Raw genomic sequence first — 25188 nt, 5'->3', positions numbered from 1 at the left:
GAGAAAGTAATATTATGTTGGGCTGCTACGGTTTTAATTGGTTAAATTTGCGAGTATTTTACAACATAAACATCAGTATGGAAGAAATGCTTTTTTACGATCGAATGCAATTTGCATTTACGATTACCTTTCACTATCTCTTTCCCCAATTAACGATGGGACTTTCCTTAATCATTGTTTATTTTAAATGGAAATTTCTACGAACGAATGAGGAACATTACAATAAAGCGACTCATTTTTGGATGAAAATATTTGCTCTTAATTTTGCTATGGGAGTCGTTACAGGGATTCCAATGGAATTTCAATTTGGTACAAACTGGGCTAAATTCTCTGAATTGACAGGGGGGATTATTGGACAAACATTGGCAATGGAGGGAATGTTTTCCTTCTTTTTAGAATCATCATTTTTAGGGATGTTTCTTTTTGGCGAAAAAATATTAGGACACAAATGGCATTTTGTCACTGGATTACTTATTTGTTTAGGATCATGGGCCAGTGGCTTTTTAATAATTGCTACCCATTCTTGGATGCAAAATCCAGTGGGTTACGAGATCTTGGCTAATGGTAAATTTGTACTTAATAATTTTGGTGCTTTATTTGCAAACCCTTGGATTTGGCCTTCTTATTTGCACAATCAAGCGGCTTCCATGGTTACAAGTTCTTTTGTAGTTTCTAGTATTGGCGCTTTTTATATTTTAAGTAAAAGGAGTGAGTTTTACGGAAAATTATTTTTGAAAACAGGAATTATTTTTGGGTTGATTTCTAGTATAGTAGTTGCTGTTCCTACAGGGGATTTATTAGCAAAAAATGTAGTGAAATACCAACCTGTAACTTTTGCTGCAATGGAAGGGATTTTTCATACAGAGAAAAAAGGAGCTGAGATTGTTTTAATTGGACAGCCTGATGTAAAAGATAAAAAATTAGATAACAAGATTGCAGTACCTAATGTTTTAAGCTTTTTGACTTACGGTAGTTGGAATACAGAGGTAAAAGGATTGGATCAGTTTGATGAAAAAACACATCCTACTAATATTTCTGGACTTTATTATGCCTATCATATCATGGTAGGTTTGGGTACCGTTTTTATAGGTTTAATGGCAGCTGCAGTTTTTCAATTATTTAGAAAAAAACTTTTTGTAACCCACTGGATCTTATGGTCGTTGCTTTTTATGTTGCCCTTCCCTTATATTGCTAACACAACGGGATGGTACACAGCTGAATTAGGAAGACAGCCTTGGTTAGTATATAATTTATTACGCACAACAGCAGGAGCATCGCCTACGGTTTCTTCAGGAAATACGTTGTTTACCCTACTTGGCTTCGTAGGTTTATATTTGCTTTTGGGTTTACTATTCTTATTATTAGTGGGGAAAATTATTAAAAACGGTCCAGAAACAAAAAAAATATAAGCTATGGAATTCTTTTGGTATGTGGTTTTAATGGGAATATTGGCGGTGTATATTGTCTTGGATGGTTATGATTTTGGGGCTGGAATTATTCATTTGTTTTTTGCAAAAACAGAAAAAGACAAAAAAGCCATTACCAATGCGATTGGTCCGTTTTGGGATGCAAATGAGGTTTGGTTAATTGCAGCTGGAGGCGTTTTGTTTTTTGCTTTTCCTACGCTTTATGCATCCTCTTTTAGTGGTTTTTATTTACCATTGATGATGATTTTATGGTTGCTTATTTTTAGAGCAATTGGTTTAGAATTGCGTGGGCAAATTCATCATCCTATGTGGGAGGTAGTTTGGGATAAAGCCTTTGGTATTGCTAGTTTGTTATTGGCATTATTTTTTGGTGTAGCATTGGGTAATATAGTACGTGGGGTGAATTTAGGAATGGTAGAAAATGGTGTGTCTACGCAGGAAGCTCATTTTTTCTTTTTGCCATTATGGAATCCTACTTTTAGTCCAAAAGCAGATCAACTGGGAATTATAGATTGGTTTACTTTGTTTCTAGGCGTGGTAAGTGTAGTTGCTTTGATGATACATGGAGCCAATTGGATTATTTACAAAACCAATTCCGATTTGAATCCAAAGTTAAAACAACTGGTATTCAAGCTTAATTTTGTTCTACTAGTTTTGGTGATTGTTTCACTACTTATTTGGCATAATATAGAGCAAAAACCATTTCATAACTTCATAGACAATCCAGTACTTTGGGTATTTCCTACTCTTACTTTTATTGGAATTTTTGGTTTGTTTAAGGTAAGATCATTTGAAAAGGAGGGACTTGGATTTCTTTTTTCATCGCTGTTTCTTGTAGGTGGATTTACGTCTACGACTGCTTCCATTTTTCCAAATGTTTTGCCCTCTACAAATAATTTAAATCCATCATTAACCATCTACAATGTGGCTGCAGATGATTACGGATTATCAGTGGGTGTGTATTGGTTTGTTGTAGCCCTGATATTAGTGATTGCTTATTTCGTTATCCAATATAAAGTGTTCAGCGGAAAAATGGATGATATTGGCTATGGAGAGCATTAATAAAATGGAATGTTTTAAATATAAAAATGCCCTTGTAAAATGAATTACAAGGGCATTTTTCTTTATGAATAGAATTAAGCGGTTCCTTTTAGAATTTTATTCCAATAGAGCCAAGGCAATATTTTTGTTTTTAGTTTCCACATCGTCCAGCGTGGTACTGCTTGGTCAAATGGGAAAGTCATTTTAGGTTTATTGTCATAATCAAATTCGGCAAGCATCAATTTTCCATATTGTGTCGGAATTGGGCAAGCACTATATCCATCATATTTGGCAACTAATGTAGTATTGTTTAATAGTGATAATACATTGGCAACAACCACCGGCGCTTGTTTTCGAATAGCAGCACCTGTTTTACTACAAGGCGCATTTGTACAATCACCTAGGGCAAAAACATTGGGAAATCGAGAATGTTGAAGGGTGTATTTATCTACTTCTACAAATCCCAACGGATTTTTTGCATCGGCAAGAGGACTTTTTTTAATAAAATCAGGAGCCGATTGTGGTGGTACAGCATGACAAAAATCAAATTTTAGTGTGATTTTTTTAGTTTCGGCACTTGCATCAAATGGTATAATAGAATAACAAGAAGCGTCCAAAGTAGAGAGATTTTGCTTGATGGTATCATCAGTTGCTTTTGTTTCAAATTCTACCGTTTTAGTTTCTCCATTAACCGCAGTAACATTGGCTCCAAAATGTGTTTGAATTTTATATTTTTTTAGCGTTTTTACTAATGTTTTTGCATACTCAGGTACGCCAAAAATACTTGCGCCACCAGAAATATAATGAACATCACATTTATCTAAAATACCTTTCTTATACCAATAATCGCAGGCTAAATACATGATTTTATGCGGGGCTCCACCGCACTTTATTGGAGTTGAAGGATTCGTAAATACCGCAGTTCCTCCTTTGAAATTTTCGATAAATTTCCAAGTTTTAGGAGCAAATTCAAATGAATAATTACTGCTTATGCTGTTCTTGCCCAAAGTTTCTTTTAGGCCTTTTATTTTATTCCAGTCCAATTGAATTCCGGGGCTAACAATTAGAAAATCATAACTTATTTCTTTACCGCTTTTACAAATTACTTTATTTTCAGTTGGTAAAAATTCAGTTACAGCATCTATGATCCAGGTACTGTTTTTTGGAATATAATCTTTTTCTTGACGCACCGTTTTTTCAACATCATATATTCCTGCACCTACAAGTGTCCAAGCAGGTTGATAATAATGTTTTTCAGAAGGTTCTATAATTCCGATATTTGAGTCGCTTTTTTTACGAATTAATTGGGCTGCAACTGAGAGTCCTGCATTACCACCGCCGATTATTAGTATTTGAAAATGTTCTTTCATGATTGAATAGTATTATGGTTAGAACAATATTACAGTGATACATTTTGATACACAGTGACTTATGTTACATAAGTGTTATTTGAATAAAATTTCTTTGGTAATTATATAAATTCCCATTACTAATACAAACCATCCAAAAGCAGGTTTTAATTTAGCTCCATCAATTTTTTTAGATAATTGTGTTCCAATAAAAAGCCCAAAAATGGCCATTATGGAAATAATAAAAAGTAATTTATATTCAAGTTCAACTCCTCCTAATAAATCACCACCAAAACCAATTAGAGAATTGATAAATATGATAAAAAGCGAAGTTCCTACGGCCTGTTTCATGGGTAGGTTAGCAAAGAATAATAAAGCTGGAATAATTAAAAAACCTCCTCCAGCACCTAAAAATCCAATAATTAATCCAACAAAGAATCCAATTATTGCTAGCATTTTAAAGTTGATTTCAACTACTTCTTTTAACTTTTTAGCTTTTTTTATCATTGAAATAGATGTTGCAATCATAAGAAAAGCAAACACCACCATGATTAATAAATTCTTTGTAACATCAAAATTATCAATTGAAAATAGGGTGTCAGGAATTAAGGGAAGAATAATTTTCCTAACAATAAGTAATGAAAGAATAGAAGGTATTGCAAATACTAAAGCGGATTTGATTTTTAAATTTCCTAATTTATAATGACTGTAAGAACCAAACATTGATGTAATACCTACAATAAATAAGGAATAACTAGTTGCTTGTTCAGGATGTACCTTAAAAAGATATACTAAAATAGGCACAGCAAGTATAGATCCACCACCACCTATTAATCCTAAAGAAAGGCCAATTATTATTGAAGCTAAATATCCAATTATTTCCATCTATGAATTTTTATTGCAAAGGTGGTTTGTATTTTTATTGTGAACAGTAACATTTATCACATTGAGTGATTTTTTTAGGTTAAAAGTTCAATATGATTACGATGTAATTTTACCAATCCTCTTTGCTCCATTTTTTTGAGCAAACGTGAAATAACTTCTCTTGAAGTATTAAGTTCAGTTCCAATTTCTTGATGTGATAATTTTAAATCTTTACAGCCACATGCATCAGCATGTCTTTTTAAATAAAACTCTAAACGTTCATCCATCGCTCTAAAAGCAATACTGTCAACTACTTCTAATACTTCTTCAAATCTTGTGCGATAGGTAAAAATAACAAACTCATACCAGCTACGGTGTTCCATCATCCATTTTTCCATTAGTGCAAGCGGTATCATAATCAGTTCAACATCTTCAATCGCTTTAGCCATGATCTGGCTGGTTTGACTTTTGGTGGCACATATCATAGATACAGCGCAAGCTTGGCCAGGTTGCAAATAATACATGAAAAATTCCCCGCCATTTTCTCCCTCACGATAAATCTTAATTTGTCCTTTAGTTAGTAAAATGGTATTATTAATATATTGTCCTGTTCGCATAATGACGTCTCCTGCCTTATAGGACTGATGTATGGCATTCTTCTCAATTTCTTGAATTAATTCATTAGAAAAAGAAGGAAAAGTGTTTTTTAAAGAATCGTGCATTTTGTAGTTGTTTTATGAATCGGCTTGAATTGACTATTGTAAAAGTACATTAAAAAATGAACATGAATAGAGAAGGCTTTTAGAGGATTGTTTTTTTTGTTTTTTAAAATTTGCTGTTGCAGTTTTTTCAATTTACCCATAGATTTACTAGACTTTTTTTGAAAATAAATAGTAATTTACGTAAATGTCTGATTATTAAATAGTCGCGAAAACGTTTTCTATGAATTATTATTTAATTTACATTTTGTTAGTTTTTAGTTAGCAAAAAACATTGTATTTTTACAAAAAAGAGCAACATGAATTTAACACAACAAGATTGGATTTCTCAACTTGAAGGGGATGAAAATGCAGTGATACTAGACGTAAGAACTGAGGATGAATGTAATGATGGTATAATAGAAAATGCCATAAATATTGACATCCATCAAGGTCAAGCTTTTATTAATGACATTGAAGCATTAGATAAAAGTAAAAACTATTATGTTTATTGTCGTTCTGGAGCAAGAAGTGCAAAAGCCTGCGAGATTATGAATGAATTAGGTATTGAAAATGCCTATAATTTAACAGGAGGAATATTGGCATGGAACGGAGATATCGTTTCACCATAATTTTAGAGAGGCTTTGGCCTCTTTTTTAATTATTACTAATAAAAACAAAAAAAATGAATTTTATACCACAAGAATTTCAGATTAAAGAGCTTCTTAATCAAGATACATATCTAGTAAATGGAGAATTGAAAAATTGGGAAGGTCAAACTTCTCCAGTATTTTCAACTATTTCATCCACTGAAGAATATGCGCCAACAATATTAGGGTCAATTCCATTTATGGGAGAAAAAGAAGGATTGGAAGCTGTTGATGCTGCCGATGCCGCCTACAATAACGGTCAAGGATTATGGCCTACAATGAAAGTTTCAGATCGAATTAAATGTATGACTCGTTTTGTAACTCAAATGGAAACTACCCGTGATGCGGTTGTGAAATATTTGATGTGGGAAATAGGAAAAACGCTAGGTGACTCTCAAAAAGAGTTTGATAGAACTGTAGAGTACATTTATGATACTATAGAAGACTATAAACAATTAGATAGGAATAGTGCTCGTTTTACTAAAAGTCAAGGAGTAAATGCCATGGTACGCCGTGGACCACTTGGAGTAGTTTTGTGTCTTGGGCCTTATAATTATCCTTTAAACGAAACTTTTTCATTGCTTATCCCTGCTTTAATTATGGGAAATACAGTAGTGTTTAAACCTGCAAAACATGGAGTTCTATTAATTTCTCCTTTGTTGGAAGCATTTAGAAATAGCTTTCCAGCTGGTGTAATTAATATTGTTTATGGTAGAGGTCGTGAAGTGGCTTCTCCAATTATGAAATCGGGAAAAGTGGCTGTGTTGGCTTTGATAGGGAATAGTAAATCGGCCATTGCTTTACAGGATCAACATCCTAATAAGAACAGACTACGTTTAATCTTAGGCTTGGAAGCCAAAAATCCAGCGATCATTTTACCGGATGCTGATTTAGATTTGGCTATTCAAGAGTGTATTGCTGGAAGCTTGTCTTTCAATGGACAACGTTGTACAGCTTTGAAAATTTTATATGTTCATGAAGCTATCGCCGATGAATTTAATGCCCGTTTTGCAGCTAGAGTGGATGCAATTCCATTTGGTAACCCATGGGAAAAAGGGGTTTCATTGACTCCATTACCAGAACAAGAAAAGCCAGCATACATTCAGGAATTAATTGATGATGCAACTAGTAAAGGAGCAAAAGTGATTAACGCAAAAGGGGGAGAACATGCTCCAAATTATATTTTTCCTGCTGTTCTGTTTCCAATAAATAAGGACATGCGTGTGTATCACGAAGAACAATTTGGCCCAGTAGTGCCTATTTTAACCTTCAAAGACATTCAAGAACCATTAAACGATATGGCAGAGTCTAATTATGGACAACAAGTAAGTTTGTTTGGGAAAGACATTAAAACACTAGCTCCACTAATCGATACTTTAGTCAATTTAGTGTGTCGTGTCAATTTAAACAGTTCTTGTCAAAGAGGACCGGATATTTACCCTTTTACAGGACGAAAAGACTCGGCTGTAGGAACATTGAGTATTCATGATGCTTTACGTTCTTTCTCGATTAGAACCTTTGTTGCTTCAAAAGACAATGAGTATAACAACGAAATATTACAAGCGTTATTAAATAGTGATCAATCTAATTTTATCACTACCGATTATATTTTATAAATCATTCAGTGCCCATTATAGCCGCCTAATTTTTATGATTAGGCGGTTTTTTTATGGTATAAATTCTCCTAAATAAATTCTTTTTTATTTTCAATTATTTTGTGTTACAATCTTGAAGGTATTGCTACTAATGGTACATTAGTATTTATTTTTAAAAAATTATTTATGAAAGAAAAATCAATTTTATTACTACTGTTTATAATTGCATTTTTTGCACAAAATAGTGTTGCTCAGGAACTCTATACTCCTCGAAATATAAAAGAAGCTTATGCTAAGGGAACTCGTTCCAAAATCGGAAAACCAGGATATAATTACTGGCAAAACCGCGGAAAATATACTATGGAAATTAGTGTAGATCCTACTTCTAAAATGGTTAATGGTACAGAAAGTATTGTTTATGAAAACAACAGTAAGGATACTTTGAAAACCCTAGTGATTCGTTTTGTGAATAACTTGCATAAGCCTACTGCTCCAAGAGGAGGTGAGGTAAGTCCTGACTTTTTATCAGCGGGATTAACTATCACTTCTTTTAAAATAGATGGCGAAGTCTACAATGAAAATGCAAAAAATTGGGGAACAGTTGGGAACGTTAAACTTAAAAAAGGATTAGCACCAAATAATAAAGCTACGTTAGATATTGACTGGAATTATCCTTTGTCTAAAGAAAGTGGGCGTGAAGGTCAAATTGATGAAACTACATTTTATGTAGCTTATAGTTATCCTAGAGTATCTGTTTATGATGATTACAATGGTTGGGATAGATTACCACATACAGACGGTCAAGAATTTTATAATGACTTTAATGACTACAGTTTTTCGATCAAAGCGCCCAAAAACTACGTTGTTTATGCTACAGGCGATCTATTAAATCCTGAAGAGGTGTTACAACCTAAATTTTCATCCCGTTTAAAAGAATCGTATACTTCGGATGCAGTTATTCATATTGCAAACGAACAGGAAATGAAAGAAAGAAAAGTTACTTTACAAAATGATTGGAATACTTGGAAGTTTGAAGCCAATGCTATTTCGGATGTGTGTTTTGGTTTAAGTAATCACTATCTATGGGATGCAGCAAGTGTAATTGTGGATAATAAAACCAAACGTCGTGTGAGCACACAAGCAGCTTATGATGTGAAAGGAACCGATTTTATAAACTCAGTAAAAAACACCAATTATGCTTTGGGATGGTTTTCTAATAACTGGCCTGGGGTACCTTATCCGTTTTCAAAAATGACTGCTTTTCAAGGATTTGCTGATATGGAATATCCTATGATGGTCAATGATTCTCAAACTGGTGATCCTGTTTTTGCACAATTAGTACAAGACCATGAAATTGCACATACTTATTTTCCATTTTACATGGGGATTAATGAAAGTAGATATGCGTTTATGGATGAAGGTTGGGCTACAACATTAGAATATTTGATAGGTATTTCAGAGCACGGGAAAGAAGCAGCAGATAAGTTTTATAAGCAGTTTAGAGTCAATCGCTATATTAACGATAAATCTACCGAAGAGGATCAACCTATTATCTCTATGTCATCTCAACTTTCAGGGTCTGGCTATGGCAATAATTCCTATGGTAAAGCATCACTTTCTTACCTAGCTTTGAAAGATTTATTAGGTGATGAATTATTTAAAAAAGTGCTACATGCTTATATGGAAGATTGGCATGGGAAACATCCTATTCCCTGGGATTATTTCAACTCAGTGAATACGAACTCAGGTAAAGATCTAAATTGGTTTTTTAATAACTGGTTTTTTACTAATAATTATATTGATCTTGCTATTGCAAATGTGAATACCACAAAACAGTCAGTTGAAATAAAAAATGAAGGTGGATTTGCAATTCCGTTTGATGTAGTAATTAGTTATACTGATGGAACCAAAGAAACGATACATGAGACGCCGGCTATTTGGGAAGCAAATCAAAAAATGACAACGATTAACCTAAAAGGCTCAAAGAAAATAAAGGCAATAACAATTGATGGGGGACTTTTTATGGATGCTACACCTTCAGATAATAGTTGGGCCTCTAAATAATTTAAATTCATTAGAATATAATTGTTCCTTATATTTTAAAAAAGGGAATAAGAGTAAAATAAGAAACCGATTCGTTTTAATAAGCGAACCGGTTTCTTTGTTTAAATGTATGGAGAAGTTTTTTTGATAATAGTAATCTATACGCTTTATATGTGTCAATTACCTATCAAAATTTTAGTTGGGTACGTTTTTTACTACACAGTTTTTTGAATTTATTGAAAATATAAATGTCTGATTATCAGTATTTTTCATTATATTTATATAATAAACAACTAAAATATATAGTACTATGGAACACATTAAAAAATTTTTGAAGCCCCTTTTAATATTAGTTTTTATGGTTACAGTTTTATCTTGTAAGAACAATAAAACAGAAAAAGTAGAAGAACCAAAAAAAATGGAGGAACCTGTTATGCCAGTGGCTCCAGTATTTACCCCTTTTGATGTAATTGTAATAAAGCACAAAGTAGCCAATTATGATAAGTGGTTATTAGCCTATAATGCCCATGATTCAATAAGACAAAGTTATGGAATCACCCACTTTGTGATAGGAAGAGGAATGGAAAATGAAAATATGATTATCGTAATTGATAAAATGAATGACATAAAAAAAGCAAAGGAATTTAGTACACTACCAAGTCTTAAGGATGCGATGAAAAAAGCGGGTGTAATGGGTGTTCCTACTTTTTCTTTTTACAATGTAATTCGAAATGATGATTCAAAAATAAACATCAAAGATCGACTAATGGTCACCCATAAAGTGAAAGATTTTGATGCATGGCTCAAAGTGTATGATGCCGAAGGGACAGCAAAAAGAATGGAAGAAGGGCTTATAGATAGAGGAATGGCTCGTAGTGTTGATGATCCCAATATGGTAACTTTAGTTTTTGCAATATCAGATATGAAAAAAGCTAAAGTGGCAATAACTTCTGAGGCTAAGAAAAAAGTAATGATGGACGCTGGAGTAGTGGGAGCACCTGAAATGTTTTATTATAAATTAGTAGAGTAATTAATTATTATATCTATAACAAACCGTCTTTTTATTGAAATGAGACGGTTTTTTTTTGTTTTTTAAATTAATTAGGAACAATATAAAAACGGTATATGGCTTCAACCTTAAAAAAAAGGCTATTTGATAAATTAGAGTTCATTTGAGTTCTGTCGTCTCCAAATCGTAAAGATGAAATTCCTAAATCAATTTTTTGATTTGCAGGATAAACTTCATAATTGTTATTTGAAAACCCTAGTTTAAAGCGTAATAATAAATTTTTATTTATGGAGTTGTTTTGAATATATGACGAAAATTCTAAAGAGTTATTTTGAACATAGTTTGTATTTGTTTTCTCTTTCGAAAGCCTAAAACTTTCAGAATTACCAAAATAATCAATTCCTATTTTTGTGTTTTTAGCAATGCTATAATTCACATCAAAATCACCAGGGAAAGATACGTTTAATTCAAAAAGGGAATTAGGACTTTTATAATAGATTCCAATTATAGGAGAGAAATACAATCCAAATGCTTCTTTACTACTATATAAACCAAAACGATAATTAAGAGTATTACTTTTCTTATATTTAAATACCACTGTACCTCCAAGATAAAAATCATTTTTATCTATGTTAGTATAATCTGAGGCTAATTTTGGAAGAAATACATAAGTAGTACTCCAATGTTCAGAATATTTTACTTTCATTCCTAATTTTAATCGGGTAGTATATAAATGATTATATTCTGTATTTGGAAATAGTTGTAAGGATTGTTTATTAAAGTCGGCTCCTGTAATAACTGTATATTTATCGTTTAGAACTAAAGGAAATAATGTACTTGCTCTAAAGGTCGAAATAGTTGTGTTTTCGGAACTATTTTCAAAAGAAGTGTTTCCAGATTCTCCATAATTAACATTTATCAAATCGACATATTCTTGAGAATTACTTAAGAGAGGAAGTATTAAAAATAACAGGGTTAGTAATTTTATTTTCATTCTCTAAATATAGTATTTTTTTTATTTTTATTTTTTAACTCCTTTATTTTAAATTAATTGAGTAATTTAGAGTAAAATAGGAATAGCTTTGAAACGTTAGAATTTATTATAGTAATAACTCAAAAGGTAACAGTATCAAAAAGAAAATTAAAATAGTAAATAAAAGCATCCACGAAAGATTACATCGTGAGCCATATTACACCCATCCCAAACTAAAATTTATTCCTAATATTGTTATAAATCTGTTTAGTTTTATCCTGGCATTTGCGGTTGTGGCAAGTTTATTATTTTTACTGTTGCGTTACTTGATCAATAAATTTTATCACTTAACTTGATATAAACTTGAGATCCATATAATGGAACTATTTATAATTTCAATCAATTTTAGGAGTTGTTTTTTTTGAAGTAATTGTTGATCCAACGGAAGCTATTACAACAAAAATTACGGCCAAAACTTCATTAAAAGTGAGGTGCTCTTGTAAAAATATAAGTGCACAAATAGAGGCTGCTGCAGGTTCTAGACTCATTAATATACTAAATGTTCTGGGAGGAAGTTGACCAAGAGCTTTCATCTCCAATGTAAAAGGAATTGCACTTGACAAAAGAGCTAATGCTATCCCTAAATAAAGGAAAGTAGGAGTGAGACTATTTAAGCCGTTTCCTAAAATTCCAAAAGGAACTATTAATATCGAAGCAAATAGCATTCCTGTGGCTACAGCTTCTCCACCTTTCATTATTTTCGAAATTTTTCCACCCAAAACGATGTAAGCTGCCCAAAGCGCACCAGCCAATAGCGCAAAGAGTACACCTAAAAGATCAATTCCATTATCAGACCAAGGTGCTATTAAAACAATTCCTGCGGCAGCAAGTAGAACCCATAAATAATCTAATAATCGCTTTGAACCCATTACTGCGACTACTAAAGGGCCAATAAACTCTAGTGTTACTGCAAGTCCAATTGGGATTCTCTCAATAGCGAGATAAAAGATTAAATTCATGGCACCCAATGACAAACCATATGGAATTACAATTTTCCATTGATTGGGAGTGATTTTGAATAAATTGGGTCTGTAAACGGCAAAAAGAATGATTGCTGATATACCAATTCTTAACGAAGCAGTGCCTGCAGCACCGATAGAAGGGAAAAGAGTTTTTGCTATGGCAGCACCAGACTGAACACTTATTATAGCGAAAAGAACAGCTGGAATTGGAGGAATATTGAGTAATTTATTTTTCACTTTTTGTTTGTAGATTTAGGTTCGTAAAACTACAAAATTTATACATCAAATGATTTTGTAATTGTATACTAAATGTGGTTAAACTGTTAGGCAGTTTTAATTACTTTTGAATAAAAAAAAGAATGGGATTTAAACATTTATTTAAAGCAAAAGTAACATGGTCTTCGATTTTAAATCGGGAAATTTCTATAGTCAAGACGTACAGTAAAAGTCATACTATCGCAATTGAAGGTAAGCCTATTTTAAGTGTTTCAGCTGCCAAAGCTTTTAAAGGAGATCCAACTTTGTATAATCCCGAAGACTTGTTATTAAGTAGTATAATTTCGTGCCATATGATGTCGTATTTGTACGTTTGTGGGAAAGAAGGAATAGAAGTTATTTCCTATACAGATGCTGCTGAGGCAACACTTGAAGTTACTGAAGACGGTAGTGGTCGTTTTATTGAAGTTCGTCTTTACCCTAAAGTTGCTATTAGGCAACCAGAAAAGATTGCGGAAGCTTTAAGTTTACATAAAAAAGCGAATGAACTTTGTTTTATTGCGAACTCTTGTAACTTTCCTATTATCCATTTTCCTAGTTGTGAAATAGAATAAATAAAAAAAAACCTTGTAAATCAATAGTTTACAAGGTTTTTTGTGGAGTCGCCGAGAATCGAACTCGGGTCCAAACAAGCAACTAAGAAGCTTTCTACACGCTTATTTCCTGATTGAATTTTCGATTATGTGATTGGCCAGAAACAGCCGCACATAACTTATCTTCTTTAGTTCGAAATCCACCCGAAGCTTATGGAAATCTAGGTTTAAATTTACGATTCACCTTGATCGACCGCTATAAACCAAAGCTTTCGAGGTAAATCCTGCTTTCCTATCTGATAGGAACTAGGCTAATCTTACTATGATTCAGATTATGCAGCAAGAGCGTAGTTTCCTTCGCCGTGTAAGTGTTTTGAAACCTTTTATTAACGAGAATTGTCCCAGTTCTCGACGTGCTTACTTGTCAATTCGACTTGCTGTCAAAACCAGTCGACCCCTTTTTATTTTACCATCGCTGATAATTTTGAGTTTGCAAATGTATTCTTTTCTAGTTGAAATTACATTTTAAACACTCTTTTTATTCTACAAATATCATTCCTCTTTTCCATCATCATCCAGTTTGAATGGATAATCTCCAAAAAGTGCAGCTAAATTCCGAACTTTATAGGTACTTCGATTGAATTTATTTGACAAAGCAATAATTGTAACCTTTTCTTCTGGTAAAGTAATATAAGCAGAAGTATTACCATGCCACCAGCCATTATGAAAATAGAAATTTTGTCCGGTAGGCCAATTGATCATTCGCATACCTAAGCCATAATTTTTTGTTCCTTTATGTTCGTTACTATATCCTATAAAGGCTTGTTTTAGTAATTTTGGATCTAAAAAACTGGCAGAATTACGACCATCATCAAATTTTAATAAATCTCTAGGAGTAGAGTAGATGTTTTTATCACCGTATATCGCATCTAAATAATCCATATTAATCAATGAAAAATTCCCTCTGTAAGAAGGTGTAGCCGTCAATTTGTCTTTTTCATAATCAAAAACATAAGTGTCTTTCATCCCTAATGGTTTGAAAACAATTTCTTGCATGGCATCTTTGTAAGGCTTACCTGTTATTTTTTCAATTATTAATGCCAACATGGCATAATTAGTATTGCAATAGCTAAAACGAGTATTGGTTTTAAATTCTAAATCAATCCCTTTTGTTGCCATGATAGTCAAGATATCTTGATTGCTTAGAATTTTATGTCGGTCCCAAATTCCTTTTTTTTCTGTAAAATAGGCGTAATTACGCATCCCAGTTCTATGGTTTAATAGCGTTTTTATAGTAACATCTGGATAAGGAAACTCTTTTAGGATGGTAGTTGCTTTTTGGTCTAATGTTATTTTTCCGGCACTTACTAATTTTAATATTGCTGTTGCTGTTATTACTTTACTAACAGAAGCAATATGTAATGGTGTTGTGCTAGTCATTTCTGACTTGGTTTTGTGATTTGAAATACCTTCGTATCGTTCAAAAATAATTTGACCATTTTTTGCCACAAGAAAACCCCCATTTAAACTATTGTGAGGCCAGTTTTTGTTGTAAAAATGAAGGATAGAATTCTTTTTTGATTCAATATATTTTTCACTAAGTTTTGGGCCAGAATTGATTACAAGACTAGCTTTCTCTTTTGTGTTTGCTGTTGTATTTGATTGCGATTTATTCTTTTCTTTACAGCTACTCAAAACCAATAAGAGCATGAGTATTTGTAGTATATTTGCTTTTTTTATAAAAATCATTATTGCGGTGCTAGAAAGGCAAATATATGGAATCAATCTCTTTAGTTAATTTTTTTAGCAAACGTTAACAGTATTTTATTAAAGTTTTTAGAACTGTTTTTCTATTGTTTTGGACCTCAGCTTTTAATATTTTTGGAGACTTAATTTTTTTTATAAAACCCAACTTAATGTTGTTTAAATTGTTATATTTGTAACAATAACATTAGTTAAAGTTATAATAATACATGTAAAACTAAAATATGAAATTCGGAATTTTAAAAGAAAGAAAAAGCCCACCTGATCGAAGAGTCGTTTTTTCTCCTAGTGAGTTAGTTCAATTAAAGCAACTTTATCCAGATGCAATTGTAAAAGTAGAAAGTTCAGATATTAGAATTTTTTCTGATGAAGAATATAAAAAATTAGGAATTGAAGTTACTGCTGATATAAGCGATTGTGATGTATTATTTGGAGTTAAAGAAGTTCCTGTTGAAAATCTAATCCCTAATAAAACCTATTTCTTTTTTTCACATACGATAAAGAAGCAGCCATACAATAAAAAATTATTACAAACAGTTTTAGAAAAAAGCATTGATTTATATGATCATGAAACAATAGTAGATGCCGAAAATCGCAGATTGATTGGTTTTGGTAGATATGCTGGAATAGTTGGTGCTTATAATACGATTCGTGCTTTTGGAATCAAATTTGAATTATTTAAATTACCAAAAGCGGAGACACTTTCAGGTAAAGAGGAGTTAATTAGACAATTGAAACGGATTATTTTCCCACCCATTAAATTTGTTGTTACCGGAAGCGGTAAAGTAGGAGGAGGAATAAAAGAAGTGCTGGATGCTATAAAAATCACGGAGGTTTCGGTTGAAAATTTCTTATCTAAAAAGTATGCACAAGCTGTTTATACCCAAATTGATGTGTTGGATTATAATAAACGCATTGACGGAAAAGTACTAAATTGTAAAGACTTTTACGATAACCCTAAAGAATATATAGGAGATTTTGAACGATTTACGAAAGTATCTGAAATTTTAATTACAGGTCATTTTCATGGGAATGATGCACCAGATATTCTGACAAAAGAAATGCTTCAAGCTAAGGACTGTAAGATAAAAGTAATTGGTGATGTTTCCTGTGATATCAATGGACCTATAGCATCTACTCTTAGAGCTTCAACTATAGCTGAGCCTTTATACGGTTATTTACCATCGGAGCATAAAGAAGTGGATGTTTTTCACCCTGCTGCTATTGTAGTTATGGCCGTTGATAATTTGCCTTGCGAATTGCCAAAAGATGCCAGTGAAGGTTTTGGAATTATGTTTATGGAACATGTTATTCCTGCTTTTTTTGATAACGATAAAGACGGTATTCTTGAAAGAGCCAAAATGACCGAAAAAGGAAAACTGACTCCAAGATTTAGTTATTTACAAGATTATGTTGATGGGAAGTAGTTAGTATTGAATGTTGTCCTTATTGCATATATGTTAATAAACAATAACCCTGAAATGTTTTATCATTTCAGGGTTTTTGATTTATAACTCAAAATTTATAATTATTTTAAGCTTCCTACCATATCTTCTGGTTTTACCCATGCATCAAAATCTTCGGCAGTAACATACCCTAAACGTACTGACTCTTCTTTTAAAGTAGTTCCGTTTTTATGAGCTGTTTGAGCAATTTCAGCTGCTTTGTAGTAGCCAATTTTTGTATTCAAAGCCGTAACAAGCATTAATGAATTGTCAACTAATTCTTTAATACGTTTGTAGTTAGGTTCAATACCTTGAGCACAGTGTTCGTCAAATGAGGTACATGCATCTCCTAATAAACGTGCTGATTGCAAGAAGTTTGCCGCCATTACTGGTTTGAATACATTTAATTCATAATGACCTTGCATTCCACCAACAGTGATTGCCACATCATTACCCATTACCTGAGCACATACCATTGTTAACGCTTCACATTGTGTTGGGTTTACTTTTCCTGGCATGATGGAAGAACCAGGTTCGTTTTCTGGGATGATTAACTCACCAATTCCCGAACGAGGTCCAGAAGCTAACATACGAATATCATTAGCAATTTTATTTAATGAAACAGCCAGTTGTTTTAAAGCACCATGTGATTCAACAATAGCGTCATGAGCTGCTAAAGCTTCAAATTTATTTTCGGCAGTTACGAATGGATGACCTGTAAATTCAGCAATATATTCGGCTACTTTTACATCGTATCCTGCAGGTGTGTTTAGTCCAGTTCCTACAGCAGTTCCTCCTAAAGCAACTTCAGATAAATGTGCTAAAGTATTTTTAACTGCTTTTAAACCATAGTTTAATTGTGCTACATATCCTGAAAGTTCTTGACCTAATGTAAGTGGAGTGGCATCCATAAGGTGTGTACGACCTATTTTTACCACATTTTTGAATTCAGTTGCTTTAGCATGTAATGTGTCTCTTAATTTTTCAACTCCAGGAATTGTAACTTCTACAACCGCTTTGTAAGCTGCAATATGCATTCCTGTAGGGAAAGTATCATTAGATGATTGTGATTTGTTTACATCATCATTTGCTTTAATAAACTGCTCTCCTTCACCAATTGCAAATCCTTTTAAAACTTGAGCACGATTGGCTACAACTTCATTAACGTTCATGTTACTTTGTGTACCAGAACCTGTTTGCCAAATTACTAATGGAAATTGATCATCTAATTTCCCAGCAAGAATTTCATCACAAACAGCTGCAATCGCATCTCTTTTTTCAGCAGGAAGGACTCCTAGGTCGCAGTTAGCATAAGCTGCTGCTTTCTTTAGGTAGGCAAAACCTTCTACTATTTCTTTTGGCATGGAAGCAGATGGTCCTATTTTAAAATTGTTTCTAGAACGTTCTGTTTGTGCACCCCAATATTTATCAGCTGGAACTTGCACTTCACCCATGGTGTCTTTTTCTATTCTGAATTTCATTTTATTATTTATTTGTGTTATGTTGAAAATTGATTTAGTTGCACTGCATTATGTTTTCTAGCCCCGATAGTAGTGAAAATCCTTATATGCCATTGTTTGGCATGTAAGATTGTAACGAATAGCGGGAATAGCTCCTAAAATTGAGCTCAAAAATACGTATAAATACTAATTTATGAAAATTGATTTGTTTTTTTATTGCTAAGAAAAAATAATAAACATACATTTGTACTTACATTCAAAAATTCCGGAAAACATGTTTGAATTTTCACAGTATTTAGGCTTTTTACTTTTTTTATCAATCCTTACATTAGGATTTTGGTTAATGTTTTTTTTAGTTGGTTTCGTATCCTATTGGGTAGGTGGAGCAACTTGGGAAGCATATAAAGAGAAAAGAAAAGCAAAGAAAGAGCAATCAGTTTAGTTTGATTGACACATAAAAAAAGGACACGTTTTTGCGAGTCCTTTTTTTTTATGCCTAAAAATTGTGTTTTTAGATTGTATCTTTATGGATTATTTTATAAATAGGGACAATGTTGTATTGTTATAATAAAAAAAAAAAGGACCCATTTTCATGAGTCCTTAATCTTGCTTTTATCCTGGAAATCCACCACCTTCTTCTTCACCATTTTTCGGAGCATTTTTATCTCTATCCGATTTCTTTTTATTAATTCGGTAAGTGAATGATAAATTGAATTGTCTTTTTCTCCATTGAAATTCACTGTAATTGCTTACACTAGGTAAGTTAGTCTCGGATCTCATTTTTCGGGTATTGAAAATATCACTAACATTGAAGGCAATCGTTCCTTTGTCTTTTAGGATATCTTTACTAAATGAGGTGTTGATACCGTATTGACCTAGGTTTTTACCTTGAGCTGTTTTACTAGGTCCAAAGTACATTCCGCTTAATTGCCAATCAATTTTGTAAGGCAATGTTAATCGAGAGTTTACTCTAGTAAACCATGATGTAGCTTGGTTATCTAAGTTTTGAGTTACTACTACATTTTGTGAATTTGTATATTGAAAATCTCCTGTTGTTTTCGTATTGAATAAGTTGAAGCTACTGTTGATTTTCCAAGCTTTAATTGGGTTGTAGTTTAAAGTAAATTCAAAACCAATTTTTTGCTCTTTTCCAATGTTAATTGGAGTGCTCAGAATCACTGGAGTACCATTTACAAACTCTCCACTTTCATATCGTACAAATGAAAATACATCAGTGGTGTTTTCAAAATACATGGAAGTATTTAAGGTTACTTTATCCCAACGGTTGATGTAGCCTAAATCAAATTTATCCGTTAATGAAGGATTTAAATCTGGGTTTCCTTTAAAAATATTAATATTACTTGAAATGTTAGGAGTAGGGTCTAAGAATCTACCTCTTGGTCTAGATAAACGTTTGCTATAGCTTAAAGATAAGCTACTTTGATCTGAAACTTCATAATTGACAAATGCACTAGGGAAAAATTTATTGTATTTTTTATTGTTGAATTCTTGGGTATCAAGTAAGTTAACATCAATATTGGTGTCTTCCCAACGTAAACCAAATAAGTAAGAGAATTTGTTTACCTTGAAACCGTATTGTGTGTACAGCGCATTAATTTTTTCTTTATACTCTAATGTATTTGACAAAAGATTTCCAAGGTCACTACCATCATCAGAGAAAATATCGAAGGCTTTGTTTAGATTGTTAAAGTTTCCTTTGTATCCAGCTTCAAATTGGCTTCCTTCTCCTATTGGTAAAACGTAGTCCGCTTGAATTTGATATTGTTTTTGTATTGCATCATTATAAGTAGTACTATACGTGTTTTGATCAGGGAATGTTTCGTTAATACCATTGATTGCGGAATCATCGATATCATTTTCTCTAGAATAAGATGCGTCAGCTGTTAGTTTATGCCCTTTATCGTTGAAATTTTTAATAAAATTCGAAGAATATTCAAAGTCTTTTCCAGTTGTGTTTCCACTATTTAAACGAGAACTTTTTGAAGTGAAACTTTTATTGGCATCAAAATTATTATAGTTCACTAAGTCTTCCGTACTTCCCGTATTATTTTGATAGCTAACAGAGTTTGTCCAAAACGTATTTGGAGTAATTGACCATTCTACACCAGTTTTGGTTGTAATTCCTTTTCTGATTCTTTGTGTATCGCGAGATTCATCAATAAATTTATTAGTTGAACCATCCGAATTGAAATATTGAGAGTTTGTTTTTCCGCCACCTTCATTAGTTCTATAATTATAACCAGTAGTTGTGAAGTAATTCATTTTCTCTGTTTTATAATTTAAGTTTCCGCTTAAACCATAGGTTTCAGGAATTCCTGTAGAGGCAATAAAGGTTCCGTTTAAACCTTGATTTTTTCCCTTTTTAAGGATGATATTCAAGATACCAGCACCACCTTCAGCATCATAACGTGCCGATGGATTTGTAATTACTTCCACTTTATCAATTGCGTCTGCTGGAATTTGGCGCAAAGCCTCAGCCATATTTAGAGCATTTGAAGGACGTCCGTCAATGAAAATTCTAACATTATCACTACCTCTTAAACTAACGTTTCCTTCAACATCTACAGAAACGGAAGGTACATTTTCTAATACATCACTTACTGTCCCTCCTTTTACAAGCATATCCTGACCTACATTATATACTTTTTTATCCAGCTTAATTTCGACAGTAGATTTCTCAGCACGAACAACTACTTCGTTTAATTGTGCGGCGTCTTCAACCAAAGAAATAGTTCCTAAACTAGTATTTTCTTTTAAAGTTTGTTTTAATTCGATGGATTTAAAAGAAATAAACTCAATTTTAATCGTGTACATTCCTGGGAATACATCGATATTAAATTCTCCCTTTGTGTTTGTAATTCCTCCAGCAATCACTTTTGCATTCTTTGAGTTAATAAAAGTAACAGTTGCATACTCTAGCGGTTGCTTACTTATTTTCTCAATAACAGTTCCTGTGATTTTTATTTTAGGCATTTCGGCTCCAGCTGGACCAGCTGGTCTTTGTTGTGCAAAATTCAGTAGAAATGTGAAGAACAAGGTGAGGGTCAAATAATATTTTAATTGATAACGCATTAGTTTTTAGTTTAGATTATGGCAATTTGATTGCAAAAATTGCATTTGGTTTAAAGGGTAAATCATAAAAAACTGTTAAATAAAAAAGCTTCCCGCTACAGGAAATGGTTAACTTTCTCTAAGTCCCTGCCAATGATCGCTTTATCTCCTTTTATAATAATAGGACGTTCAATAATTATTGGGTTTGATACCATGGCATTAATTATTGATTCGTCAGTCATAGATTTATTTTTGTAATTTTCAATCCAAATTTTTTCTTTTTGGCGTACTAAGTCTATTGGTTTTAACTTTAGTTTTTTTAGCAGTAAAACTAAATCTTCATAAGTAGGTGGTTGCTCTAGATATTTTATAACTTCATATTCTTGTTTTGTTTCTTCTACTAGTGCTAAAGCATTTCTTGATTTTCCGCAACGGGGGTTATGGTATATTTGTATCATTTGTTTTATTTTTGTTTTTTAGTCTATATTAAAATAAAAAAGGTATTTTCGACTGACAAAAATAGACTTTGATAGTCTAATTATCCTCATATTTAAATTAAATAAATGTTTATAGAGCAAGGTGTTAATTCAGAAAATAAGTTTTGGAAATATTTAGTAGGTTCTACTTTAATTATAGTGACCTCTTTTGTGGGGCAAATTCCATTATTAGTTGGACTTTTATATGAAGTAATGATAAATGGAAAGGCTTATCCGTCAAATAACGAAGATATAATGCGTTTTTTTGAGCCTAATCTCACTTTGTTTTTAATCCTTATTTCATTTGTTTTTACTTTAATTGGGATTTATTTTGTGGTGCGACATCTTCACAATCAAACCATGCTTTCCATAACTACCTCAAGAAAAAAAATGGATTGGAATCGATTTTTTTATTCTTTTTCAATCTGGTCTATTTTTACAATTGCTTCTACTTTAATTTTTTATTATGCCAGTCCTGAGAATTTTGTTTTCAATTTTAAACCTGTCCCTTTTGCTATTTTAGTAGTGATTGGAACGCTTTTGATTCCTATTCAAACCAGTACAGAGGAATATGTTTTTAGAGGATATTTAATGCAAGGATTTGCTAATTTAGCGAAGAACAAATGGTTCCCATTAGTGATGACTTCTGTTATTTTTGGAGCAATGCATCTATCGAATCCGGAAGTCTCTAAAATGGGAAATATCATCTTTATTTATTACATAGGTACCGGTTTATTTTTGGGAATACTTACATTGATGGATGAAGGAATGGAATTGGCATTGGGTTTCCATGCAGCAAATAATTTAATTAGTGCATTATTAGTTACCTCAGATTGGTCTGCTTTTCAAACGAATTCTATTTTTAAAGATATTTCAGAGCCAAAAGCGGGAATCGATGTTATCTTACCAGTAATAGTTATTTACCCATTACTTTTATATATCTTTAGTAGAAAATACAATTGGTCTGACTGGAAAGAAAAATTAACTGGAAAGATTGAATTAAATAAGGAAACAAACATCTCATAAACAACATACTACTAATGAAAAAAATAACTTATAAAAACGTGCACAATCAGTTCAAATTGAATGGTTATCATTTAAATAAAGAAGATTTATGCCGTGTATCTTACTGTTTGATAAAAGAAGGAGATGAATTTGAAAAATCGATTGGAGACTTTTTGCTTGATTGGTTTGATGAGAAATCGTACATTGATTTACAAACTTCGGGAACTACAGGTGCACCTAAGATTATTAGAACAAATAAGCAAACAATGGTTAATTCGGCTTTAGCAACAGGTGATTTCTTTGAATTAAGTCCTGGAGATAAAGCATTATACTGTTTGCCAACTAAGTATATTGCGGGTAAAATGATGCTAGTTCGAAGTTTTATTTTAGGACTTGATATTGATTTTGTGGAACCAAACTCACATCCGTTGACTAAGAATGAAACCAAATATGATTTTGTAGCAATGGTACCTTTACAAGCTCAAAATTCTTTGGCTGGCTTGGAAAATGTGAAGAAAATGATAGTGGGTGGCGCTAAAATGAGCAAGTCTCTTGAAAAAAGTCTATTAAAAGGGAAGACTCAAGTTTATGAAACCTACGGAATGACTGAAACTATTACTCATATTGCAGCCAAAAAAGTGGGGGAGAACGCTTTTTCAATTTTACCTAATATTTCAATTTCCCAAAACGAGAAAAATTGTTTAGTAATTGATGCACCAAAAATATCGGAAGAACTTATTGTTACCAATGACTTAGTCGAAATTTTAAATGAAAAGCAATTTGTGTTTTTAGGACGTATTGATAATGTAGTCAATAGTGGAGGAATAAAATTAATTCCAGAACAAATTGAGGAAAAATTAGCTAACGAAATTCATTCTCGCTTTTTTTTAGGTGGAATTCCGGATGCTGTTTTAGGTGAAAAATTAGTTTTGGTCATAGAAGGAGAAAAAGACGGTGCAGTCGAATTGAGTTTTGACGGATTGGATAAATATGAAAAACCCAAAAATGTTTTTTATGTTTCTAAATTTATGGAAACCGAAAACGGAAAAATAAAAAGGAAAGAAATGTTAGAAAGTATTTAGGCTTGTTTTTAAAGCCTTTATTCTATTATAAAAAAAAAGCATTATGATAATTCATAATGCTTTTTTTTATAGATTCACTTTTGCATTTTAAAATAATAGTCAGCGGAGTGCTTGCCACTTCCATAAAACAAGAAAAATAGGCATACTACTAATATAAGTAGCGCCAATAATAAATTTTGAGAATGCATTTCTCCCATAAAATTGACAACAATGGCACCTATCAGGATAGGTAATTGTGCAATTATAGCCCACCTCGTTAACAAACCAAATACAATCATAATACCTCCTATCATATGGGCAGGAGCAATATAATGAATTAGAAACATTCCACCACCAATTCGATCAATTGGAGAAATTAAATCTACTAGATACTGGATATTTGTAATAAAGGAAATACCTTTTGTAAACAAAAATACTCCAAGTGCAATTCGTACTAAATCTAAAGTTAAATAAGTGTGCGCATTGGCCCATTTATTTAGTTGTTTTACATTATTCATATTGCGATAGTTTAAAAATACTACACTAAGTTACTGATTTTAAGTGTAAAAATGTGTTTTTAGACCTATAAATTTCCTTCAGTTTTAAATAGAAAATGGGGGTTTTTAGTGCATCGTTTCTATTTGTTCTATAATACGATATAAATTCTAGTTACTTAATGAATGAAGCGGTATTTTACTTTCAAGCCAAGGCTGTTCTCCGCATGTCCATGAGCTAAATATTGTGTGAAATCAATAGATAATCCTAATTTATTTTTTTGGTTACCAAGGAAGAAATACCTCCCGATATAGAAGCTCGAGGAAATTCCAAAGCGTTGTGGACCACCAAATTCAGATACAAAACCAAGTCCAAACCTCCCGTCTGCATCCGAAAGCGCATAGCCTATACCAGATTCTGCTCCCCAATACCACTTGTTGGTGAGACTATATTGTGTATTTGCTTTCAATGAAAAGATGCTAAAGTTACTGTATAATGCTCTATCGCTTAAAGAACTTTCGGGTGTTAGTACTGGTGGATTTTTTTTGACAAGCCAATAGTCATAATCGAATTTAATTCCCAGGTCCCATTTGGGTGAAATTTTTCTCCAAGCCCTTAAATTCAAACCAATTTCAAACCTATGGGAACGATACATTTGTACGTGTACAGGTACTGAAAGGTTTATGCCTGATTCCCAATGTGTTTTTTTGTCCTTTTTGGGTGAGGTGCTATCTGGAGTTATAGCCTGCGCAACAACAGACTGTACGGTCATAAGCAATACATTTAACAATAGAATCGGAATCTTTTTCATCTTAATTATAATTTTAAAGCATTATAATTTTTAAGTAATTTCTTTTCATTTTAAAAATGAAAAAGAGTGTAAAAGAAAAACATATTATTATGTTTTAGATTGCTATTTGGGTACATAAA

Annotated in this window: 22 protein-coding genes and 1 other RNA gene; 11 read left to right on the top strand and 12 right to left on the bottom strand. The window is 32.4% G+C overall.

Annotated elements, in window-relative coordinates; genetic code table 11:
• Window positions 1–77: 77 nt before the first annotated feature.
• Both AB3G36_RS14995 and cydB read left to right on the top strand, forming a co-directional pair.
• On the top strand, window positions 78–1409 hold the full coding sequence (locus AB3G36_RS14995) for a cytochrome ubiquinol oxidase subunit I (RefSeq protein WP_367754037.1): 1332 nt from the start codon (window positions 78–80) through the stop codon (window positions 1407–1409).
• A 3-nt stretch (window positions 1410–1412) separates the two neighbouring features.
• Window positions 1413–2489 carry a cytochrome d ubiquinol oxidase subunit II gene (gene cydB, locus AB3G36_RS14990; RefSeq protein ID WP_367754035.1) on the top strand — a complete coding sequence of 359 codons (1077 nt, stop codon included), beginning with the start codon at window positions 1413–1415 and terminating at the stop codon, window positions 2487–2489.
• A gap of 74 nt (window positions 2490–2563) precedes the next feature.
• Here the strand turns inward: cydB and AB3G36_RS14985 are convergent, their stop codons facing one another.
• The 3 genes from AB3G36_RS14985 to AB3G36_RS14975 form a co-directional block, all read right to left on the bottom strand.
• A complete protein-coding gene (locus tag AB3G36_RS14985) occupies window positions 2564–3838 on the bottom strand; it encodes an FAD/NAD(P)-binding oxidoreductase (RefSeq protein WP_367754034.1) in 1275 nt (424 codons plus the stop codon).
• A gap of 75 nt (window positions 3839–3913) precedes the next feature.
• The gene (locus AB3G36_RS14980; protein WP_367754032.1) at window positions 3914–4702 is read right to left on the bottom strand and encodes a sulfite exporter TauE/SafE family protein; all 789 of its coding nucleotides are present in this window, start codon (window positions 4700–4702) and stop codon (window positions 3914–3916) included.
• Window positions 4703–4776: 74 nt separating this feature from the next.
• Window positions 4777–5403 carry a Crp/Fnr family transcriptional regulator gene (locus AB3G36_RS14975; RefSeq protein WP_367754030.1) on the bottom strand — a complete coding sequence of 209 codons (627 nt, stop codon included), beginning with the start codon at window positions 5401–5403 and terminating at the stop codon, window positions 4777–4779.
• Window positions 5404–5699: 296 nt separating this feature from the next.
• Between AB3G36_RS14975 and AB3G36_RS14970 the strand changes: the two genes are divergently transcribed.
• The 4 genes from AB3G36_RS14970 to AB3G36_RS14955 all read left to right on the top strand — a co-directional run bounded on the left by AB3G36_RS14970 (window position 5700) and on the right by AB3G36_RS14955 (window position 10697).
• Window positions 5700–6011 (top strand): rhodanese-like domain-containing protein, encoded by a 312-nt coding sequence (locus tag AB3G36_RS14970; protein ID WP_367754028.1) that lies wholly within the window; start codon window positions 5700–5702, stop codon window positions 6009–6011.
• 53 nt (window positions 6012–6064) lie between these two features.
• The gene (locus tag AB3G36_RS14965; RefSeq protein WP_367754026.1) at window positions 6065–7645 is read left to right on the top strand and encodes an NADP-dependent glyceraldehyde-3-phosphate dehydrogenase; all 1581 of its coding nucleotides are present in this window, start codon (window positions 6065–6067) and stop codon (window positions 7643–7645) included.
• A gap of 165 nt (window positions 7646–7810) precedes the next feature.
• Window positions 7811–9688 carry a M1 family metallopeptidase gene (locus AB3G36_RS14960; RefSeq protein WP_367754024.1) on the top strand — a complete coding sequence of 626 codons (1878 nt, stop codon included), beginning with the start codon at window positions 7811–7813 and terminating at the stop codon, window positions 9686–9688.
• A gap of 337 nt (window positions 9689–10025) precedes the next feature.
• The gene (locus AB3G36_RS14955) at window positions 10026–10697 is read left to right on the top strand and encodes a hypothetical protein (protein ID WP_367754022.1); all 672 of its coding nucleotides are present in this window, start codon (window positions 10026–10028) and stop codon (window positions 10695–10697) included.
• A gap of 67 nt (window positions 10698–10764) precedes the next feature.
• Here the strand turns inward: AB3G36_RS14955 and AB3G36_RS14950 are convergent, their stop codons facing one another.
• Window positions 10765–11670 (bottom strand): DUF6268 family outer membrane beta-barrel protein, encoded by a 906-nt coding sequence (locus AB3G36_RS14950; RefSeq protein ID WP_367754020.1) that lies wholly within the window; start codon window positions 11668–11670, stop codon window positions 10765–10767.
• A 374-nt stretch (window positions 11671–12044) separates the two neighbouring features.
• Window positions 12045–12908 carry a DMT family transporter gene (locus tag AB3G36_RS14945; RefSeq protein WP_367754018.1) on the bottom strand — a complete coding sequence of 288 codons (864 nt, stop codon included), beginning with the start codon at window positions 12906–12908 and terminating at the stop codon, window positions 12045–12047.
• 122 nt (window positions 12909–13030) lie between these two features.
• On the opposite strand from AB3G36_RS14945, the gene AB3G36_RS14940 reads away from it, so the two are divergent.
• Window positions 13031–13501: an OsmC family protein gene (locus tag AB3G36_RS14940; RefSeq protein ID WP_367754016.1), complete on the top strand. Its 471-nt coding sequence runs from the start codon at window positions 13031–13033 to the stop codon at window positions 13499–13501.
• 40 nt (window positions 13502–13541) lie between these two features.
• Here the strand turns inward: AB3G36_RS14940 and ssrA are convergent.
• Window positions 13542–13938: a transfer-messenger RNA gene (gene ssrA / locus AB3G36_RS14935) on the bottom strand.
• A 94-nt stretch (window positions 13939–14032) separates the two neighbouring features.
• On the bottom strand, window positions 14033–15229 hold the full coding sequence (locus AB3G36_RS14930; RefSeq protein WP_367754014.1) for a serine hydrolase domain-containing protein: 1197 nt from the start codon (window positions 15227–15229) through the stop codon (window positions 14033–14035).
• Window positions 15230–15468: 239 nt separating this feature from the next.
• Here AB3G36_RS14930 and AB3G36_RS14925 point away from each other — a divergent pair, with 239 nt between their 5' ends.
• Window positions 15469–16671: an NAD(P)-dependent oxidoreductase gene (locus AB3G36_RS14925; RefSeq protein ID WP_367754012.1), complete on the top strand. Its 1203-nt coding sequence runs from the start codon at window positions 15469–15471 to the stop codon at window positions 16669–16671.
• Window positions 16672–16772: 101 nt separating this feature from the next.
• On the opposite strand, the gene fumC is transcribed toward AB3G36_RS14925, so the two are convergent.
• Window positions 16773–18170 (bottom strand): class II fumarate hydratase, encoded by a 1398-nt coding sequence (gene fumC, locus AB3G36_RS14920; protein WP_367754010.1) that lies wholly within the window; start codon window positions 18168–18170, stop codon window positions 16773–16775.
• Between the two features lie 253 nt (window positions 18171–18423).
• Here fumC and AB3G36_RS14915 point away from each other — a divergent pair, with 253 nt between their 5' ends.
• On the top strand, window positions 18424–18591 hold the full coding sequence (locus AB3G36_RS14915) for a hypothetical protein (RefSeq protein ID WP_367754008.1): 168 nt from the start codon (window positions 18424–18426) through the stop codon (window positions 18589–18591).
• A 170-nt stretch (window positions 18592–18761) separates the two neighbouring features.
• Here AB3G36_RS14915 and AB3G36_RS14910 read toward each other — a convergent pair whose 3' ends face one another.
• Entirely contained in the window at window positions 18762–21242 is a 2481-nt protein-coding gene (locus tag AB3G36_RS14910; protein WP_367754006.1) for a TonB-dependent receptor, read from the bottom strand.
• A gap of 95 nt (window positions 21243–21337) precedes the next feature.
• Window positions 21338–21679: an arsenate reductase (glutaredoxin) gene (gene arsC, locus AB3G36_RS14905; RefSeq protein ID WP_367754004.1), complete on the bottom strand. Its 342-nt coding sequence runs from the start codon at window positions 21677–21679 to the stop codon at window positions 21338–21340.
• 105 nt (window positions 21680–21784) lie between these two features.
• Here arsC and AB3G36_RS14900 point away from each other — a divergent pair, with 105 nt between their 5' ends.
• Both AB3G36_RS14900 and AB3G36_RS14895 read left to right on the top strand, forming a co-directional pair.
• The gene (locus AB3G36_RS14900) at window positions 21785–22723 is read left to right on the top strand and encodes a lysostaphin resistance A-like protein (protein WP_367754002.1); all 939 of its coding nucleotides are present in this window, start codon (window positions 21785–21787) and stop codon (window positions 22721–22723) included.
• Between the two features lie 14 nt (window positions 22724–22737).
• Window positions 22738–23784: an AMP-binding protein gene (locus AB3G36_RS14895; protein ID WP_367754000.1), complete on the top strand. Its 1047-nt coding sequence runs from the start codon at window positions 22738–22740 to the stop codon at window positions 23782–23784.
• A gap of 74 nt (window positions 23785–23858) precedes the next feature.
• Here AB3G36_RS14895 and AB3G36_RS14890 read toward each other — a convergent pair whose 3' ends face one another.
• Together AB3G36_RS14890 and AB3G36_RS14885 are read right to left on the bottom strand one after the other, a co-directional pair.
• Entirely contained in the window at window positions 23859–24281 is a 423-nt protein-coding gene (locus AB3G36_RS14890; protein ID WP_367753998.1) for a DoxX family protein, read from the bottom strand.
• A gap of 155 nt (window positions 24282–24436) precedes the next feature.
• Entirely contained in the window at window positions 24437–25069 is a 633-nt protein-coding gene (locus AB3G36_RS14885) for a hypothetical protein (RefSeq protein WP_367753996.1), read from the bottom strand.
• Window positions 25070–25188 lie beyond the last annotated feature (119 nt).

This window comes from Flavobacterium sp. WC2430, assembly GCF_040822075.1.
Taxonomy (GTDB): domain Bacteria; phylum Bacteroidota; class Bacteroidia; order Flavobacteriales; family Flavobacteriaceae; genus Flavobacterium.
This window is presented reverse-complemented; position numbering and strand designations above follow the sequence as displayed.

Coding starts and splice junctions, on each gene's coding strand:
- AB3G36_RS14995 (WP_367754037.1), top strand. CDS start 78: ATGGAAGAAATGCTTTTTTACGATCGAATGCAATTTGCATTTACGATT.
- cydB (WP_367754035.1), top strand. CDS start 1,413: ATGGAATTCTTTTGGTATGTGGTTTTAATGGGAATATTGGCGGTGTAT.
- AB3G36_RS14985 (WP_367754034.1), bottom strand. CDS start 3,838: ATGAAAGAACATTTTCAAATACTAATAATCGGCGGTGGTAATGCAGGA.
- AB3G36_RS14980 (WP_367754032.1), bottom strand. CDS start 4,702: ATGGAAATAATTGGATATTTAGCTTCAATAATAATTGGCCTTTCTTTA.
- AB3G36_RS14975 (WP_367754030.1), bottom strand. CDS start 5,403: ATGCACGATTCTTTAAAAAACACTTTTCCTTCTTTTTCTAATGAATTA.
- AB3G36_RS14970 (WP_367754028.1), top strand. CDS start 5,700: ATGAATTTAACACAACAAGATTGGATTTCTCAACTTGAAGGGGATGAA.
- AB3G36_RS14965 (WP_367754026.1), top strand. CDS start 6,065: ATGAATTTTATACCACAAGAATTTCAGATTAAAGAGCTTCTTAATCAA.
- AB3G36_RS14960 (WP_367754024.1), top strand. CDS start 7,811: ATGAAAGAAAAATCAATTTTATTACTACTGTTTATAATTGCATTTTTT.
- AB3G36_RS14955 (WP_367754022.1), top strand. CDS start 10,026: ATGGTTACAGTTTTATCTTGTAAGAACAATAAAACAGAAAAAGTAGAA.
- AB3G36_RS14950 (WP_367754020.1), bottom strand. CDS start 11,670: ATGAAAATAAAATTACTAACCCTGTTATTTTTAATACTTCCTCTCTTA.
- AB3G36_RS14940 (WP_367754016.1), top strand. CDS start 13,031: ATGGGATTTAAACATTTATTTAAAGCAAAAGTAACATGGTCTTCGATT.
- AB3G36_RS14930 (WP_367754014.1), bottom strand. CDS start 15,229: ATGATTTTTATAAAAAAAGCAAATATACTACAAATACTCATGCTCTTA.
- AB3G36_RS14925 (WP_367754012.1), top strand. CDS start 15,469: ATGAAATTCGGAATTTTAAAAGAAAGAAAAAGCCCACCTGATCGAAGA.
- fumC (WP_367754010.1), bottom strand. CDS start 18,170: ATGAAATTCAGAATAGAAAAAGACACCATGGGTGAAGTGCAAGTTCCA.
- AB3G36_RS14915 (WP_367754008.1), top strand. CDS start 18,424: ATGTTTGAATTTTCACAGTATTTAGGCTTTTTACTTTTTTTATCAATC.
- AB3G36_RS14910 (WP_367754006.1), bottom strand. CDS start 21,242: ATGCGTTATCAATTAAAATATTATTTGACCCTCACCTTGTTCTTCACA.
- arsC (WP_367754004.1), bottom strand. CDS start 21,679: ATGATACAAATATACCATAACCCCCGTTGCGGAAAATCAAGAAATGCT.
- AB3G36_RS14900 (WP_367754002.1), top strand. CDS start 21,785: ATGTTTATAGAGCAAGGTGTTAATTCAGAAAATAAGTTTTGGAAATAT.
- AB3G36_RS14895 (WP_367754000.1), top strand. CDS start 22,738: ATGAAAAAAATAACTTATAAAAACGTGCACAATCAGTTCAAATTGAAT.
- AB3G36_RS14890 (WP_367753998.1), bottom strand. CDS start 24,281: ATGAATAATGTAAAACAACTAAATAAATGGGCCAATGCGCACACTTAT.
- AB3G36_RS14885 (WP_367753996.1), bottom strand. CDS start 25,069: ATGAAAAAGATTCCGATTCTATTGTTAAATGTATTGCTTATGACCGTA.